10 protein-coding genes are annotated in these 16,192 nt (G+C 75.4%); 7 read left to right on the top strand and 3 right to left on the bottom strand.

Translation table 11 applies throughout. The features are described from left to right. Window positions 1-124: 124 nt before the first annotated feature. Window positions 125-1,399, bottom strand: a complete 1,275-nt coding sequence (locus ACSTA4_RS29045; RefSeq protein WP_444961853.1) for an activator-dependent family glycosyltransferase — start codon at window positions 1,397-1,399, stop codon at window positions 125-127. A gap of 204 nt (window positions 1,400-1,603) precedes the next feature. Between ACSTA4_RS29045 and ACSTA4_RS29040 the strand changes: the two genes are divergently transcribed. Then, on the top strand, window positions 1,604-2,857 hold the full coding sequence (locus ACSTA4_RS29040) for an activator-dependent family glycosyltransferase (RefSeq protein ID WP_444961852.1): 1,254 nt from the start codon (window positions 1,604-1,606) through the stop codon (window positions 2,855-2,857). Between the two features lie 18 nt (window positions 2,858-2,875). On the opposite strand, the gene ACSTA4_RS29035 is transcribed toward ACSTA4_RS29040, so the two are convergent. Beyond that, window positions 2,876-3,871, bottom strand: a complete 996-nt coding sequence (locus ACSTA4_RS29035) for a Gfo/Idh/MocA family protein (RefSeq protein ID WP_444961851.1) — start codon at window positions 3,869-3,871, stop codon at window positions 2,876-2,878. Between the two features lie 290 nt (window positions 3,872-4,161). Between ACSTA4_RS29035 and rfbH the strand changes: the two genes are divergently transcribed. From rfbH to ACSTA4_RS29005, 6 genes are all read left to right on the top strand, one after another. Further along, window positions 4,162-5,484: a lipopolysaccharide biosynthesis protein RfbH gene (gene rfbH, locus ACSTA4_RS29030; protein ID WP_444961850.1), complete on the top strand. Its 1,323-nt coding sequence runs from the start codon at window positions 4,162-4,164 to the stop codon at window positions 5,482-5,484. A 450-nt stretch (window positions 5,485-5,934) separates the two neighbouring features. Then, window positions 5,935-6,114 (top strand): hypothetical protein, encoded by a 180-nt coding sequence (locus ACSTA4_RS29025; protein ID WP_444961849.1) that lies wholly within the window; start codon window positions 5,935-5,937, stop codon window positions 6,112-6,114. 213 nt (window positions 6,115-6,327) lie between these two features. Further along, window positions 6,328-7,356 carry an LLM class flavin-dependent oxidoreductase gene (locus tag ACSTA4_RS29020; protein WP_444961848.1) on the top strand — a complete coding sequence of 343 codons (1,029 nt, stop codon included), beginning with the start codon at window positions 6,328-6,330 and terminating at the stop codon, window positions 7,354-7,356. Next, entirely contained in the window at window positions 7,353-10,316 is a 2,964-nt protein-coding gene (locus tag ACSTA4_RS29015; protein WP_444961847.1) for a thiopeptide-type bacteriocin biosynthesis protein, read from the top strand. The genes ACSTA4_RS29020 and ACSTA4_RS29015 overlap by 4 nt, the downstream gene beginning before the upstream one ends. Further along, the gene (locus ACSTA4_RS29010; protein ID WP_444961846.1) at window positions 10,313-11,470 is read left to right on the top strand and encodes a lanthionine synthetase C family protein; all 1,158 of its coding nucleotides are present in this window, start codon (window positions 10,313-10,315) and stop codon (window positions 11,468-11,470) included. Before ACSTA4_RS29015 ends, ACSTA4_RS29010 begins: the two co-directional genes overlap by 4 nt. Next, a complete protein-coding gene (locus tag ACSTA4_RS29005) occupies window positions 11,470-15,126 on the top strand; it encodes an ABC transporter ATP-binding protein (RefSeq protein ID WP_444961845.1) in 3,657 nt (1,218 codons plus the stop codon). The genes ACSTA4_RS29010 and ACSTA4_RS29005 overlap by 1 nt, the downstream gene beginning before the upstream one ends. A gap of 144 nt (window positions 15,127-15,270) precedes the next feature. Here ACSTA4_RS29005 and ACSTA4_RS29000 read toward each other — a convergent pair whose 3' ends face one another. Next, window positions 15,271-15,996, bottom strand: coding sequence for a class I SAM-dependent methyltransferase (locus ACSTA4_RS29000; RefSeq protein ID WP_444961844.1), 726 nt, complete (start codon window positions 15,994-15,996; stop codon window positions 15,271-15,273). Window positions 15,997-16,192: the final 196 nt, after the last annotated feature.

Here is a 16,192-nt window from a genome sequence, read left to right as displayed (position 1 = left end):
CCGACGCGGCCGCGCCCTTTCCGCGCCGCCTTTTCTCCGTGGCGTTCCGCGGTCCGGGCCAGTGAACCACAGAAAGTGTCCGTTTATGTTCCGGTTGTTTTCGATGTGGCGTTTCGGCCTGGTTTCATTTGCTTCGGAATGCGGACAGGCGTGCGGTGAGGGTGTGGGCGAGGTCGGCTGGGGTGGGCATGGCGTCCATGCGTTCGCTCAGGGTGCGGGCGGCCCGGGAGTGGCGGGGGTCCTCCAGGAGGGTGCGTACGCCCTCGGTGACGGTGGCGGCGTCCAGGCGGTCGGGGTCCACGACCAGCGCCGCGCCCTCGGCAGCGACCGACGAGGCCAGCAGGGGTTCGTCGAAGGTGGGCCGGGGCGAGACGAGCTGCGGGACGCCGTGGGCCAGACCGGTCAGGACGGTGCCCGTCCCGCCGTGGGTGATCATGGCGGTGCAGGTGGGGGCCAGGGCGTGCAGGGGGACGTACTCGACCAGGCGGGCGTTGCCGGGAACGGCGCCGAGCTTGGCCTGTTCGCTTGCGGGCAGGGTGGCCACCACCTCGGCGTCCAGGTCGGCCAACCCCTCCAGGACCGCGGCCACGTCCACCCCGAACCTGCCCAGCCACGCCGCCGTGCTGGTGCCCAGGCACAGGGCCACGCGGGGTCGGTCGGGGGGTGTGCGCAGCCAGTGGGGTACGACGGCGCGTCCGTTGTAGGGCACGTAGCGCACGGGCAGGTAGTCCAGGTGTGGGGGCGTGTCCACCCGCAGGGACGCGGGGATTTGTTCGATGGTGGCCTGGCCGTGGACCAGGGTCTCGGAGAAGTCCACGCCGTGCCGGGCGGCTCGGGCCCCCAGCCATTCGGCCAGGGGGTCCTGCCGCTCGGAGGCGGGCTGTTCGCCCATCCGCGCCAGGAAACGCGCGCGTACGGCGCCGAACACGTCCGCGCCCCAGGGATAGCGCACGTGCGCGGCCCCGCAGGCCTCGGCGGCGATCGCCGCCGAGAAGGTGATGGGTTCCCACACGACCAGGTCGGGGCGCCACTCCCGGCAGAGGGCGACCAGGTCGTCGACCATGGGGTCGTTGACCATCCGCCACCACCAGGTGACGACCTGCCGGTACTCCTCCAGGGTCTCCTCCCAGGAGCCCTCCGGCCCGCCCCGGCCGTACACGGAGAAGAGGGGGACGCCTCCCCGCATCCCGTCGAAGGAGGACCGGGCGGTGAGGTGGCGCCAGAACCCGTGGTCGCGTCCCACCGCGACGAAGGGCAGGCCCGCCTCCCGCACCACGGGCTCCAGCGCGGGCTGGCTGGCCACCCGCACCTCGTGCCCGGCGGCGCGCAGCGCCCACGCCAGGGGCACCAGGCTCAGGAAGTTCGTCTTCTCGGCGAGGGACGCCACGACGACGCGCACGGTCACTCTCCTGGGGTCGTCGGTCGGTGGGGGCACCGAGGTGTGGAGGGCGCGGAGCGGGGGCCGCTCCGGCGGAAGCGCCATGTCTACCAGCTCCGGGCGAGGGGCGGAGGCGGCGCGTGCGCGGTCCGGCGCCGACCGGGGTTGGACGGGCCGACGCGTCCTCCCCTAGTCTTCCGACGCGTTTCGAGGAGGGGACCGGACATGCGTGTGCTCTTGGCCGCGGCCGCGGAGAAGCCGCACTTCCTCGGCATGGTCCCGTTGGCGTGGGCGCTGCGCGCCGCGGGCCACGAGGTCCGGGTGGCCAGCCAGCCCGCGCTGGAGCCCGTCGCGGCGGGGGCGGGGCTGCCCTTCACCGCCGTCGGCAGGGACCACTCCTTCTGGCGCACGATGAAGGTCTTCGACCTCCACGACACCCTCGACGACGTCCCGCTGTTCGGCCGCGTCACCGACCCCTACGAACGGGTTCCCTGGGAGTACCTGCTGGAGGGCTACCGCCGCGTGGTGCCGTGGTGGTGGCGGATGGTCAACGACCCCATGGTCGACGACCTGGTCGCCCTCTGCCGGGAGTGGCGCCCCGAGCTGGTGGTCTGGGGTTCGGTGAGCTTCTCCGGGGCGATCGCCGCCGAGGCCTGCGGGGCCGCGCACGTGCGCTACCTGTGGGGGGCCGACATCTTCGCCCGCACCCGCGCGCGGTTCCTGGCGCGGATGGGCGAGCAGCCCGACTCCCAAAGAGAGGACCCCCTGGCCGGGTGGCTGGGGGCCCGGGCCGCCCGGCACGGCGTGGACTTCTCCGAGACCCTGGTCCACGGCCAGGCCACCGTCGAACAAATCCCCGCGTCCCTGCGGGTGGACACGCCCGCGCACCTGGAGTACCTGCCGGTGCGCTACGTGCCCTACAACGGACGCGCCGTCGTGCCCCGCTGGCTGCGCACACCCCCCGACCGACCCCGCGTCTGCGTCACCCTGGGCACCACCCTCATGGGTCAGGACCGGGGTGGGGACGTGTTCCGGGACCTCCTGGAGGGGTTGGCCGACCTGGACGTGGAGGTCGTGGCCACCCTGCCCGCCAGCGAACAGGCCAAGCTGGGCGCGGTCCCCGGCAACGCGCGCCTGGTCGAGTACGTCCCCCTGCACGCCCTGGCACCCACCTGCGCCGCCATGGTCGACCACGGGGGGTGGGGGACCGTGCTCACGGGACTGGACGCGGGCGTGCCGCAGGTCATCGTCCCCAGCTGGTTCGACGATCCGATGCTCGCCGACATGCTCGCCGCGCGGGACGCGGCTGTCTCCGTCCCCCACCGGACCATGACCGCCGGGGACGTCAGCACGGCGGTCTCCCGGCTTCTGGAGGACCCCGCCCTGGCCCGGGGCACCGCACGCGTGCGCGACGAGATGCGCGCGATGCCCTCGCCGTCCGACCTCGCCGACGCGCTCGTCCGCCGGGCGGGGGGCTGACGTCCGGCGCGCACGCGCTCAGACCGGGGAGTGGGCGGCGGCCTCGCGGACGCGTTCGACCAGGCCGGCGAGGGCCAGGACCGGCGCCGTGTCCACGGCCGCCCGCCCCCGCACGCCGTCCGCGAACGCCGTCAACAGGTTGCGGAACTGGTGGTCGGCCTCCAGGGACAGGTCCTCGGTCCCCTCGTCCGTGCGCAGCTCCAGGGTGGGGCGCAGCGTCTCGGGCGGTGTGAAGGCCCGGTCCAGCCGCAGGCTCCCCTTCTCCCCCCAGACGGTGTAGGTGTTGCGGTAGTGCATCCCGAAGCCGAACCCGAGCTGCACCGCCACCCCGCCCGGACCCGAGAGCAGCACCGAACCCCGCGCGTCCACCCCCGTGTCCGGATCGTGGTCCAGGAAGCCGCCGCGTACGCGCAGGCCGTCGCCCAACAGGAACTGCGCCAGGCCCAGCGGGTACACGCCCACGTCGAGCAGCGCGCCGCCGCCCAGCGCCGGGTCGTGCCTGATGTCCCCCGGCGCGCGCGCCGGCACGCCGAACTCGCACATCAGCGCGCGCGTGCGCCCCACCGCGCCGCCCTCCAGCAGCCGCCTCAGCTCGTGGTGCTGGGAGTGGTGCCGGAACGCGAAGTTCTCCATGACGGTCAGGCCGCGCCGACCGGCCTCGGCGACCAGCTCGGCCGAGGTCCGCTCGCCGACGGTCAGGGGCTTCTCGGACAGGACGTGGAGCCCGGCCTCCAGGGCCCGGCCCACCCATTCGTGCCGCAGCCCCACCGGGAGCGGCATGTACACGGCGTCCAGGTCCGGGCGCGCGAGCAGGTCGGCGTAGCCGGTGACGGCCTCGCAGCCGAAGCGCTCGGCGAACGCTTGCGCCTTGGCGGGGTCGCGGCTGGCCACGGCGACGAGCTCCACCGAGGGCGTCACCGCCACGGCGGGCAGGACGCGCCTCCAGGCGATGTCGGCGCAGCCGACCAGTCCGAGCCGTACCGGCGCTCCCGTACCCCCGAGCGTCGAGGACACACGACCTCCCTCGTGTCGACCGCTGCCGAGGCACCGGTGGCGGCGGCAGCCGGCCACGGACTCGGCGCGGCCATACTGCCAGAGCCGCGGCGGGCGGGGGCGCCGCCGCCCGCGCCGGAGCGGGAGCGGGTCCGCTCCCCCCTCCCGAAGGGGGTGGTGCCGCGCGGCGCTTCCCCTATTCTTTCGGCGCTGCACCCGGGCCCGGAGGCCGGGAGGGCCCGGTGTCCGCGGAAGCGGTCGGAGGGGTCCGCTCCCGTCCGGGCCGCGAGCCCAGGAGGGAAGTACCACGCATGGCGACGAGTGACGAGGCGGCGGCGGTTCTCGATGCGGTCCGCGACCACCACCGGTCCACCCGCACCGAACGCGAGTTCGTTCCGGGTGTGACGGAGATCTGGCCCTCCGGGGCGGTCCTGGACGAGGAGGACAGGGTGGCCCTGGTCGCGGCAGCCCTCGACATGCGCATCGCGGCGGGCCCCAGCGCACGCCGGTTCGAGTCCGCGTTCGCCCGCAGGCTCGGCAGGCGCAAGGCCCACCTCACGAACTCCGGCTCCTCGGCCAACCTGCTCGCGCTGTCCTCCCTGACCTCGCACCTGCTGGAGGACCAGCGGCTGAGCCCCGGCGACGAGGTCGTCACGGTCGCCGCCGGGTTCCCGACGACCGTCAACCCGATCCTCCAGAACGGGCTCGTGCCCGTGTTCGTGGACATCGAGCTGCGCACGTACAACACCACGGTCGAAAGGGTGGAACGGGCCATCGGCCCGCGTACCCGGGCGATCATGATCGCCCACGCGCTGGGCAACCCGTTCGAGGCGCGGGAGATGGCGCGCCTGGCCGAGGAGCGCGACCTGTTCCTGATCGAGGACAACTGCGACGCCGTGGGCTCCCTCCACGACGGGCGGGTGACGGGCTCCTTCGGCGACCTGTCGACGGTCAGCTTCTACCCGGCGCACCACCTCACCATGGGCGAGGGCGGCTGCGTGCTCACGTCCAACCTCATGCTGGCCCGCGTGGTGGAGTCCATGCGCGACTGGGGACGGGACTGCTGGTGCGAGCCCGGTGAGAGCGACACCTGCCGCAAGCGCTTCAGCTACCAGCTCGGGACGCTGCCCCCCGGCTACGACCACAAGTACACGTTCTCCCACGTGGGCTACAACCTGAAGGCGACCGACCTCCAGGCGGCGCTCGGGCTGAGCCAGCTCGACAAGCTCGACTCCTTCGGCGAGGCCCGGCGCCGCAACTGGCGCCGGATGAGGGAGGGCCTGGACGGGCTTCCGGGCCTGATCCTGCCGGAGGCCACGCCCAACAGCGATCCGAGCTGGTTCGGCTTCGTGGTCACCGTGGACCCCGGGGCCCCGTTCGACCGGGCCGAGCTGGTCCACTTCCTGGAGTCCCGGCGGATCGGCACCCGCCTGCTCTTCGCGGGCAACCTGACCCGGCACCCCGCCTACCTGGACCGGCCGCACCGCGTGTCCGGAGATCTGGAGAACAGCGACATCGCCACGGAGCGGACCTTCTGGACCGGGGTCTACCCCGGGCTCACGGACGAGATGATCGACTACGTGGTCTCCTCGATCACCGAGTTCGTCAAGGAACGGCACAAGGGCGTCCTCTGACGCGGTTTCCGGTCCTCGGCCGCCGTCTCGGCGGTCGGGGTTTTCCCTTTTCCGGGTTATTTTTACGGCTTTCTGCTGTTATCCGGGGTTTCCGTCCCAGGCCGACGCGTCTCCTCCCCGGGGCGGAGACACGGGGCGGCGCGGCTCCGGCCACGGGCGACGGCGCCGCAGCCGCCGTGTCGGGTGGGTCAGGAATAAACGCAGGTGGAAGCGGGTCCGTTTCCCGGATCGCGGGCATTCGCGGCCCTCCTTCGGGTGGGGGCCTCCTTTGCACGACCCCCGCTCCCGGGGACGGGGGGGCCGTCCCGCGGAAGGCTGCGGCCCCGTCCCGAAGGAGGAGGGGAAAATGGTCCGCGTGAATGAAGACCGCGGCGCGGCCGGAGCCTAATGTGTATTTCACAACAGGCGTTACCGACAAAACGGTCGCCGTGTTTCGAGAAAGGCATTCCCATGGCCGTTTCCGCCAGCAACCGCCCCGAGATCAACCTCGACGTCGACGCCGAGACCTTCGAGACCCCGGGCTCGGGCCAGTCCGTCGAGAACAGCGGCGCCGAGGTCCCCGGTCCGATCACCTTCGGCACCACCTGCTGGGGCACCCCCTGCCCGAGCGCCAACACCGTCTCCTGCTAGGGGATCGGACCCGTAGTCCCCACAGAGGCCGTGGACGGCACTCGGCCGTCCGTGACGGTGGGACCCCGTCCCTGAACCACCGCGGCCCGGCACGACCAGCCCGGGGCGGCGGCCGCTCGGCGACCGCCGCCCCGCGGCACATCCACAGGTGTTCTCCGTCCCTTCCGCGAGCGCGGCTCCGCGGGCGCGGACCCGGCCGAGGAGGCAGCCCCCATGCACGACGACACAGCGCAGGACCGCAAGGAGACGCCGCCGGACGCCGCGCCGCCGCTGGGCCTGCTGGAGTACCTCGACCTGACCGAGGGCCGACCCGTCCGGGACAAGCGCGACACCGCCTTCGCCTCGGCCCTGCTCGCCGAGCGGCTGGGCTACAGCCGCGTCTGGCTGCCCGAGCACCACGCCTCCGGCGTGCCCAGCACCAACCCGCTGCTGCTGGCCGCCGTCCTGGGCAGCCACACCCGGCGCGTGCGCGTGGGCACCGCCGTCACGCTGTCCAGGGTCCGCGACCCCCACCTGACCGCCGAGGACGTCGCCGCCGCCGCGCACTTCTGCCCCGACCGCCTCGACGTCGGGTTCGGTCGGGGCGACGTGAGCGGGGGAGCGGCCGAGGACCTGGCCCACCTGCGCGAGCGCGGCCAGGACGTGGGCGCCGTCATCGACGCGACCGTCGCCCTCCTGCGCGGGGGCTCGGAGTGGGTCGATCCGGTGGACACCGGGTTCCAGCTCTGGTCGCACGGCGCCGGGAACCGCTCCGCCGAGATCGCGGCCAGGACCGGCACCCACTACTGCCACGCCCTGTTCTTCAACACCGACGTGGACGCCTGCGTCAGCACGCTCAGGGCCTACCGGGCGGCCCGCCCCGGCGGACGCACGGCCGTGGCCCTGGCCCTGGTCGCCAACGACGACCCCGCCACGGCGCGCGCCGACAGCCTGCGCCAGGGCGTGCGGGTCAACTGCGCGGGCACGGCCGACCAGTGCGCCGAAGCCGTGCACCGCGTCCTGGCCATCACCGGCGCCGACGAGGCGGTCGTCACCGAGCTGTCCAGCGACCCCGAGGACCACCTGCGCGCCCTGGAGGAGGTCTTCGCCGCCGTGCGCCGCCGCGCGGCCTCCCCCGTCGAGGCCGCGGCCCTTCCCGGCGGCGCCGCCTCCGGCGGTACCACCGCACCCACCGGCCACCCGGCGCCCGCCGACGGGCCCCTTCCCGCCGAGGCCGCCGCTACGGGAAGCGGTGCCCGGTGAGCGAGTCGGACTTCGGCCTGGTCCGCGTACCCCTGCTCAGCGTCGAGGAGTCCGCCCGCATGGTCGCCGCGGGCGACGTCCACGACCCCGTCGCCGCCATGGCCGTCGACCTGGCCGCGGACCCCCACCTGCGCACCGCGTCCGCCTCCGAGGAGCGCGCCCGCGCCACCCTGCTGCGCTACCTCGCGCGCATGGGCGGGCGCGCCACCCCCTACGGACTGTTCGCCGGAACCGCGCCGCTGACGGTCGGGGACCGCCGCGACCTGGAGGCCGACCGGCGCGACCGGCACCGCGTGCGGGTGCGCGTGGACGTGCGCGCCCTGGAGGAGACGGTCGCCGACGCCCTCGCCGCCGCCGACCCCGACCGCGTCCCCCTGCGCCTCAACCCCCTGGCCCGCGTCGGCCCCTCCGCCGTGCGCTTCGCCGCTCCGGGCGACGCCACCGCGGCCGTGGTGAGCGTGCGGCGCACCGAGGCCATCGACACCGCCCTGGAGCTCCTCGGCGGCGCCGAGACGAGCGCCGCCGACCTCGCCGACGCGCTCGCCGAGCGGCTGCCCGGCGTGGAGCCCGACCGCCTGCGCGCCTTCGTGCGCGGCCTGCGGGACAGGGGCCTGCTCCAGCCCTCCGACGGCCTGATCGCCCCCGGCGACGAGCCCGCCGACCGGGCCGTGCGCCTCCTGGACGCCGTCGGCGACCGCGACCGGGCCGCCGCCGTGCGCGTCCTGCGGGCCGACGCCGCCGGGGAGCGCCCCTTCGAGCCGGGGCTGCGCGACCGGCTCGACACCGCCTGGGACCGCGCCGCCGACCACGCGCCCGCCCTGGCCCGGACCAAGTACGCCGAACGCTTCGACCTGCACCCCGAACTCGCCATGCGCGCCGCCAGCCTGGACCGGCGCACCGTCGCCGACCTGAGCTCCGCCGTGCGCCGCCTCGCCGCCCTCTCCTCCCCCGGCGGCGGCCCCGGCTTCGACATGGCCTCCTTCCGCGCCGCCTTCGCCCAGCGCTTCGAGGACGCCGAGGTGCCGCTGCTGAGCGCGCTGGACCTGGAGTCGGGCGTGCTGCGGCCCGCTCAGCGCGGCGCCTCCGAACTCGCCGCGAGGGCGGGCCTGCGCACCGGTTCCCGCCCCGCCGAACCCACCGTCAAACCCGAGCTGCTCGACCTGCTCGGACGCTGGACCGCCGACGGCGGCCACCTCGACGGCGGCTCCGTGGACATCGCCCACCTGCCCGAGGCCGACACCGACGGCTCCCGCGCGCTGCTGGCCGTCCTGCTCGGCGACGCCGACCCGGCCTCCCACGACGGACCGCACAGCATGCTCGTCGGCGGGGTCGGCCGCGCCCCCCACGCCCTGGCGGCCCGGTTCGGCCTCCACCGCCCCGCCGTGGCCGACCGCGTCCGGGAGCAGGTGGACCGCGCCCGCGAGCGGCACCGCGCCGAGGACGCGGCGGAGGAGCCCCTCCACGCCGAACTCGTCTACCACCCGGGCGGACGCATCGGCAACGTCCTGGTGCGCCCCCGCGTGCTGGACGAGACCATCGCCCTGACCGGAGCCCACGCGGGCACCCTGCACCTTGACCGGCTGCTCCTGCGCCTGTGCCCGGACGGATTCCGGCTGCGCGACTCACGCACCGGCCGACCCGTCCTCGTGGAGCTCAACACCGCCCACAACGTCGACTTCCACGGCCTGGACCCGGTCTACGCGGTGCTGGGCCACCTGGCCACGTCCGGGGGAGCGGGCTGGTCATGGGGCCCGCTGGCCCGTCTGCCCCACCTGCCGCGCGTCACCTGCGGCCGGGTCGTGGTCACCCCCGAGCGCTGGCTGCTGCGCCCCGGGGACGTCGCCGCGGTCCTGTCCGCGCCCTCCCCGGCCGCCGCGCTGCGCGACCGCCTGCCCGGCCTGGGCGGGCGCACCTGGGTGGGCACCGGCGAGTACGACCACGTGCTCCCCGTGGACCTGCGCGAGGACGCCTCGGTGCGCGCCGCCCTGGCGCGCGCCGGAGACCGCGACACCGCCTTCGTGGAGATGCCCCAGGCCGAGGCGCCCGCCGTGCGCGGCCCCGGCGGGGGCCACGTCGCCGAGGTGGTCGTGCCCACCGGACCCGTCCTGCGCAAGCCGCCCGGCACCGGCGCGGGCACGGCCCTCCTGGACCGCGGCCACGGCCGGGCCTGGATCTACGCGCGCCTGTACTGCGGGCACGCCACCGCCGACCAGGTGGTGTCGCGCGTCCACCGGCTCTCCACGGACCTGCGCGCCGCCGGGCGGGCCGACCAGTGGTTCTTCCTCCGCTACCAGGACGGGGACGGCTACCACGTGCGGGTGCGCGTCCGCCCGGCCGAACCCGCCGCGCGGCCCGACGTGCTCACCGCCGTGGACGCCCTCGGAGCCCGGCTGGCCGCCGAAGGGCTGGTCAGCAGGGTCGCCCTGGACGAGTACGTGCCCGAGGTGGCGCGCTACGGCGGCACCGAGGGCCTGCGGGCGGCCGAGGGGCTGTTCACCGCCTCCAGCGACCGCGTCGCCGCCGCGCTGCCGGACCTGGCCGACGAGTCCGCCCGCCTCTACCGGGCGGTCGCCGACGTCACCCACTGGTGCACCGAACTGTTCGCCGCCTTCGACGAGCGCGACGAGTTCCTGCGCGCGTGCCAGGGCGGCCTGGACGTGGCCCCCACCCGCGAGGGCAACCGCCTCGGCAAGTTCGCCCGCGCGCACGATTCCGCCCTGCGCGCCCACGTGGAGGAGGTCCGCCCCGACGAGGACGTGGCCAAGGCCCTGGGCGCCCTGGCCGCCGCCCTGGAGCCCGGCACCGGGACCCGCGGCCGGTGGTCGGTGTTCGGGTCGGCGCTGCACCTGCACCTGAACCGGACCTTCGCCTTCGACGCGGTGCGCATGGAGTACCTGGCGCACGAACTCGCCCGGCGCCACCTGCGCCGCCTGCACGCACTGGAGGGCAAGAAGCGATGAACGACGCTGACACGCTGGACCTGGCGCGACGGTTCCTGGCCGACATGGACGCCCATGTGCGCGAGAACCCCACCTTCCCGCTGCTGCTGGACCAGGCCGTGGCCCGGATGGAGTTCGCCCGCGCCCTCGGCGAGGACCACCGCGCGGAGGACGCCTTCCACGGGGCGATGGGCCTGCTGCGCTCCGGCGGCGGCACCGGCCCCTGGCTCTACCGGGGCGCCGCCCAGGCCGGGTGGACCGCGCTCCGGCTCGCCCGGGAACGCGGCACAGAGCCGTCCGGACTGGGCGCCGTGGACGACGCCGTCCTGCGGTGGATCGCCGACTACCCCGCCGAGGGCGAGGTCGACCTGCCCATGGGCGTGCTGGGCCTGGGCGCCTACGCCCTGGCCCACCCCGACGCCGGGTTCCGCGACAAGGCCACCTCCGGCGTCCTGGACGTGGTCGAGGAGCGCGCCGAACGCGACGGCGACGGCCTGTTCCTGCGCCTGGGCGACTCACCGGCGCGCCGCGCCGACCAGTCCGCGGGCTGCCGGGTGCTCGGCGCCGCCCACGGCACCGCCGGACTGGTGTCCTACCTCGCCTCGGCCGCCGGGACGGCCGCCGCCCCGCGCGCACGCCCGCTGCTCGACGACTCCGTGCGCTGGCTGCGCGCCCAGCGCGGCGACTTCTCCCACGCCGTCTTCCCGCACCGCGTCGAGACGCGCTACACGCCCGCCCGCGCCACCTGGTGCTCGGGGGACCCCGGCATCGCCCTGGCCCTGACCGCGGCCGCCGGGGTCACCGGGGACCCGCGCGACGCCGACCTGGCCCGCGCCACCGCCCTGGCGGTCGCCACCCGGCCCGAGCGGGACTGCGGGATCACGGACGGGTGCGTGTGCCACGGCGCCGCCGGACTGGTCTGGTTCGGCCGCCGCGCCCACGACGACCACGGCCTTCCCGAGGGGCTGGAGTGCGTCCGGCGCTGGACCGGCTGGCTCGCCGAGCGGCGCGCCGAGGGCCCGCTGACCTACTTCAACCCCGCCGGGATGATCCGCGACGCCTCCTTCCTCGAAGGGGACGCGGGCGTGGCCCTGGCACTGCTGTACGCGGCCACCGGGGCGCGGCCCGCGTGGGAGCAGCTCGTCCTGGCGCACCCCGTCACACCGGAGGTCTGATGCCCGGCTCCCCGCCGACCGAAGCGCCCGCCGACCGGGGCCGCCACTGGGTCCGGCGGCTGCTGTCCGCCTGCCGCCGCCACCCGGCGCTGGCCGCGGGGGTGGCCGCGGCGGCCGTCCTGGGGACCGGGCTGACCGCGCTGGCGCCGCTGGCCGCCCAGATCGCCGTGGACGACGCGGTCCAGGGGCGCACGGACCGGATCGGCGTGCTCGCCCTCGCCCTGCTGGGGGCCGCCGCGCTCCAGTTCGCCGGGGCGTTCGCCCGCCAGTTCCTGTCCGGCAAGCTCGCCCTGGGCGTCCAGCACGACCTGCGCACGGCCGTGTTCGACTCGGTCCAGCGGCTCGACGGCGGCAAACAGGACACCCTGCGCACCGGCCAGGTGATGTCGCGCGCCAACACCGACCTGCAACTGGTCCAGGGGCTGCTGGCCACCGCGCCACAGGCCCTGGGCGGACTCGTGCTCATCGTGTTCGCCTTCTCCGCGATGCTGTGGCTCTCCCCCGTGCTCACCGTCGTGGCCGCGGCCGTCGTGGCCTCCTTCGTCGTGGTGACGGCGCGGGTCAGCAGGCGCATGCCGCCCGCGACCATGGCCGTGCAGCGCCGCGCCGCCGAGATCGCCCAGCACGTCGAGGAGACCGTGACCGGCGTCCGCGTCGTCAAGGCCTTCGGTCAGGAGGAGCGCGAGACCCGGCGCCTGGCCGACCTCGCCGCCCGCCTGTTCGGCGAGCGCATGCGGGTGGCCCGTATGCAGGCGGCCCCCAGCGCCACCCTCGGCGTACTGCCCTACCTCGGCCAGGCCGCGGTGCTGGTGGTGGGCGCGTGGCTGGTCGCGCGCGGCGAGGTGTCCCTGGGCGCCCTCGTCGCCTTCTCGGGGTACATGGTCACCCTCACCGCGCCGTCGGCGTCCCTGTCCAACCTGGTCATGAGCGCCCAGCTCGTGCGGCCCGCGGCCCTGCGCGTGTTCGACCTCGCCGACTCCCGCCCCGACGTCACCGACGCGCCCGACGCCGCCGACGTGCCCGAGGGACCGGTCGGCGTGGAGCTGGACGGCGTGCGCTTCGGCTACACCCGCGACTCCACCGTGCTCGACGGGCTGTCCCTGCGCGTGCGCCCCGGCGAGACCCTGGCGCTGGTCGGCCCCGCCGGGTCGGGCAAGTCCACCGTCTCGCTGCTGCTGCCCCGCTTCTACGACACCACCGGCGGCGCCGTGCGGATAGGCCCTCCCGGCGGCGCGGTGGACGTGCGCTCGCTGCGCCTGCGCTCGCTGCGCGCCGCGGTCGGCGTGGCCTTCGAGGAACCGTTCCTGTTCTCCGGCTCCGTGGCCGACAACATCGCGTACGGACGCCCGCACGCCACCCGCGAGCAGGTCCGCGCGGCGGCCCGCGCCGCCGGGGCCGACGGCTTCGTCCGCGCGCTCCCCGACGGCTACGACACCCCCGTGGGCGAGCGCGGCCTGACCCTGTCCGGCGGCCAGCGCCAGCGCGTGGCCCTGGCCCGCACGCTCCTGGGCGATCCCCGAGTCCTGGTGCTGGACGACGCCACCTCGGCCGTGGACGCCGCCACCGAGGCCGCCATGGTCGCCACGCTCGCCGACGTCACCGCCGACCGCACCGTCCTGCTCGTGGCCCACCGCAGGTCCACCCTCGCCCTCGCCGACCGGATCGCGGTGCTCGACGGCGGCCGGGTGGTGGACGTGGGCACCGAGGCGGAACTGACCCGGCGCTGCCCGCTCTTCGTGCGGCTGTGCGCCGGGGACGGGGGCGGCGTCGAGGAACCTGCCCCGGCCCCCGAGGGCGGCGGTTCCCCCCTGTGGCCCGAACCCGTGCCGGAGGCCGCCGACCCCGACGAGGCCGCGCTGCCCGCCGCCGACGACCGCCCCGCCGGGCGCCTGGACCGCACGCCGCCGGAGGAGCCCGGAGCGCGCTTCGGCGTCCGCCGGGTGCTGGCCCCCGTCCGGGCCCTGCTGGCGCTCGCCGTCGTGCTGGTCCTGGCCGACGCTTTGGCCACCACCGCCCTGCCCGTGGTGCTGCGCTGGGGCCTGGACCGGGGCGTCGCCCCCGGCGACGCGGGCGTTGTCGCGGCCGTGGGCGCGGCGGCCCTGGCCCTGGTGGCGGTCAACTGGTGGGTCCTGGCCCTCCAGCCCCGCGTGGTCACCCGGACCGGGGAGAGCGCCCTGTACGCCCTGCGCCTGCGCGTCTTCCGGCACCTGCACCGGCTCGGCGTGGACTTCCACGAGCGCGAGCGCGGCGGCGGGACCATGACCCGCATGACCACCGACGTCACCGCGCTGTCCACGTTCGTGGAGAGCGGGCTGACCATCGTCGTGGTCAACGGCGCCACCGTGCTGGGGATGGTCGTGGCGATGCTGGTGCTGGACCCGGGCCTGGCCCTGGTCGCCCTGGCGGTCCTGCCGGTGCTGCTCGCCGCGACCCTGTACTTCCGCCGCTGCGTGTCGCTGGCCTACCACCTGTCCCGGGAACGGATCGGGGAGGTCAACGCCGACCTCCAGGAACAGGTGGCGGGGGCGCGCGAGTCCCAGGCGGCCGGGGCCGAGGACGGCGCGAGCGAGCGCTTCGCCGCCCTGTCCGACCGCTACCGCAGGACCCGGCTGACCGCCCAGCGCCACATCGCCCTGTACTTCCCGTTCGTCACCCTGCTCGGGGACGTGTCCACCGCCGCCGTCCTCGGGGCGGGCGCGTACCGGGTGGCGGAGGGCACCCTGTCGGTGGGCGTCCTGACCGCGTTCCTGCTCTACCTGGGGATGTTCTACGCCCCGTTCCAGCAGCTGTCGGTGGTCTTCGACAGCTACCAGCAGGCGCGCGTGGGCGTGGACCGCATCGGCGGACTGCTGCGCACACCGCCCACCGCCGCGGCCTCCCGGCGGGCGGTCCCCGCACCGGTCCGGCGGGGCGGCGGCCGGGTGCGCCTGGAGGGGGTCGGCTTCACCTACCCCGGCGCGGGCGGGCCCGCCCTGGCCGACGTCACCCTGTCCGCCGACCCGGGCGAGACCGTGGCGCTGGTCGGCGAGACCGGCGCCGGGAAGTCCACCGTGGTCAGGCTCATCGCCCGCTTCCACGATCCCGACCGGGGAGCGGTCCTGGTGGACGGGACGGACGTGCGCGACCTCGACCCGGCCGAGCACCGGCGCAGACTCGGCGTGGTCCCCCAGGAGCCCCACCTGTTCACCGGGACCGTCGCCGACAACGTGCGCTACGGACGCCCCGGGGCCGACGACCGCGAGGCGGAGGAGGCCGTGCGCGCGGTCGGCGCCCTGGACGCCGTTGCGGCCCTGCCCCGGGGGATGCGCCACCCGGTCGGCGAGCGCGGGCGCGGCCTGTCCACCGGACAGCGCCAGCTCGTCGCGCTGGCACGGGCGCAGCTGGTGGACCCCGACGTGCTGCTGCTGGACGAGCCCTCCGCGGGGCTGGACCCGGGCACCGAGCGCGCCGTGCTGACGGCGATGGACCGCCTGTCCCGGGGGAGGACGACCTTCGTGGTCACCCACAGCCTGGCGACGGCCGCCCGCGCGGACCGGATCGCGGTGCTCGACGGCGGCCGGGTGGTCGAGACGGGCACGCACGGGGAGCTGTCGGCCTCGGGTGGCGCCTACGCCCGACTGTGGCGGAGCAGCGGGGCGGGGCCGGTGCCGGTCTGAGGCCGGGCGGCCCCGACCAGCGCCGGCGCCCCGTCACCCCGTGGTGTCACCGGCGGGTACGGCTCCCGGGCCCCGACCGGCGTGGACCCCGCCACCTGGCGACGCTGTGGGCGCTGCCCCGGGGCCCCGACCGGCGCGGGAGCCTCAGTCCCCGGTCGGGGCGCCCCGGTGCTGCGGCATCCGGAAGTAGATCATCGGGTTGTCCGTGCTGGTGCGCACCGGCTCGCCCAGCCCCAGGTCCTCCCGCAGCTCCAGGAGGGCGGTGTAGGGCGCGGGGGCCTTCTTGCGGGAGGGGGTGAAGAACTCCGTGCCGTTCTCGCGCAGCCACGACAGCACCACGGCGCCCTCGGTGAAGGGCAGGGCCCGCTTGCCGTGGAAGACGTCGTGGACGCTGACCGGCGTCCCCGGGGCCACGCGCGGGAACAGCGCCTCCAGATACCACCTGGCGAACCGCCCGTTGTGCGCGGCGTCCACGAACAGGTACCCGATCCCCTCGGGGACCTGGGACATGTTCTCGCGGACGTCGCCCTTGTGGAACTCCCACCGCCCCAGGGACAGCTCGGAGGGCACGTTCGCCACCACGTTGTCCACGATGTCGAAGGAGTGCAGCGTCCCCCCGCCGTTGTCGCGCAGCGCGGACAGGATCCACGTGGTGGACCAGCCGTGGAAGGTCCCCAGCTCCATCACCGTGTCCGGCCGCGTCTCGCGCAGCAGCAGGTAGGTGATCTCCGCCTCCAGGTCGTCCAGCTGCGGCGTCATCCGCCCGCGCGTGCGCCGGAGGAACTCGCGCTGCGCGTCCCGCACCTTCGCCAGGGGGTCCCGGTACCTGCGGTACAGGTCCCCGATCAGCGCCAGGTCGATGTCTCCCATACCGTCCCCGCTCCAGTGTCGCTCGATGGTCGCTCTGTGTGAACGCGGGCTTCAACCTACCCCCGACCCGGGGCACCACACCGCTTCACGACGCCCTTCCCGGCGCGATTCCCGGACATTCTCGCGCATCCTCCTCCCCAGGTAGGAGGCTCCGCCGCCCGGACGGCCCCGGCCGGTCCGCGGGAGGGGCGCGTAT

It is taken from the genome of Nocardiopsis sp. M1B1 (assembly GCF_052466615.1).
The sequence above is the reverse complement of the archived record's forward strand: the minus strand, read 5'-3'. Positions and strand labels throughout refer to the sequence as shown.

What these genes read in the sequence shown, in the direction of transcription:
- ACSTA4_RS29025 (WP_444961849.1), top strand. Translation starts at nt 5,935, where the DNA reads ATGGCCGTTTCCGCCAGCAACCGCCCCGAGATCAACCTCGACGTCGAC.
- ACSTA4_RS29020 (WP_444961848.1), top strand. Translation starts at nt 6,328, where the DNA reads ATGCACGACGACACAGCGCAGGACCGCAAGGAGACGCCGCCGGACGCC.
- rfbH (WP_444961850.1), top strand. Translation starts at nt 4,162, where the DNA reads ATGGCGACGAGTGACGAGGCGGCGGCGGTTCTCGATGCGGTCCGCGAC.
- ACSTA4_RS29040 (WP_444961852.1), top strand. Translation starts at nt 1,604, where the DNA reads ATGCGTGTGCTCTTGGCCGCGGCCGCGGAGAAGCCGCACTTCCTCGGC.
- ACSTA4_RS29010 (WP_444961846.1), top strand. Translation starts at nt 10,313, where the DNA reads ATGAACGACGCTGACACGCTGGACCTGGCGCGACGGTTCCTGGCCGAC.
- ACSTA4_RS29000 (WP_444961844.1), bottom strand. Translation starts at nt 15,996, where the DNA reads ATGGGAGACATCGACCTGGCGCTGATCGGGGACCTGTACCGCAGGTAC.
- ACSTA4_RS29005 (WP_444961845.1), top strand. Translation starts at nt 11,470, where the DNA reads ATGCCCGGCTCCCCGCCGACCGAAGCGCCCGCCGACCGGGGCCGCCAC.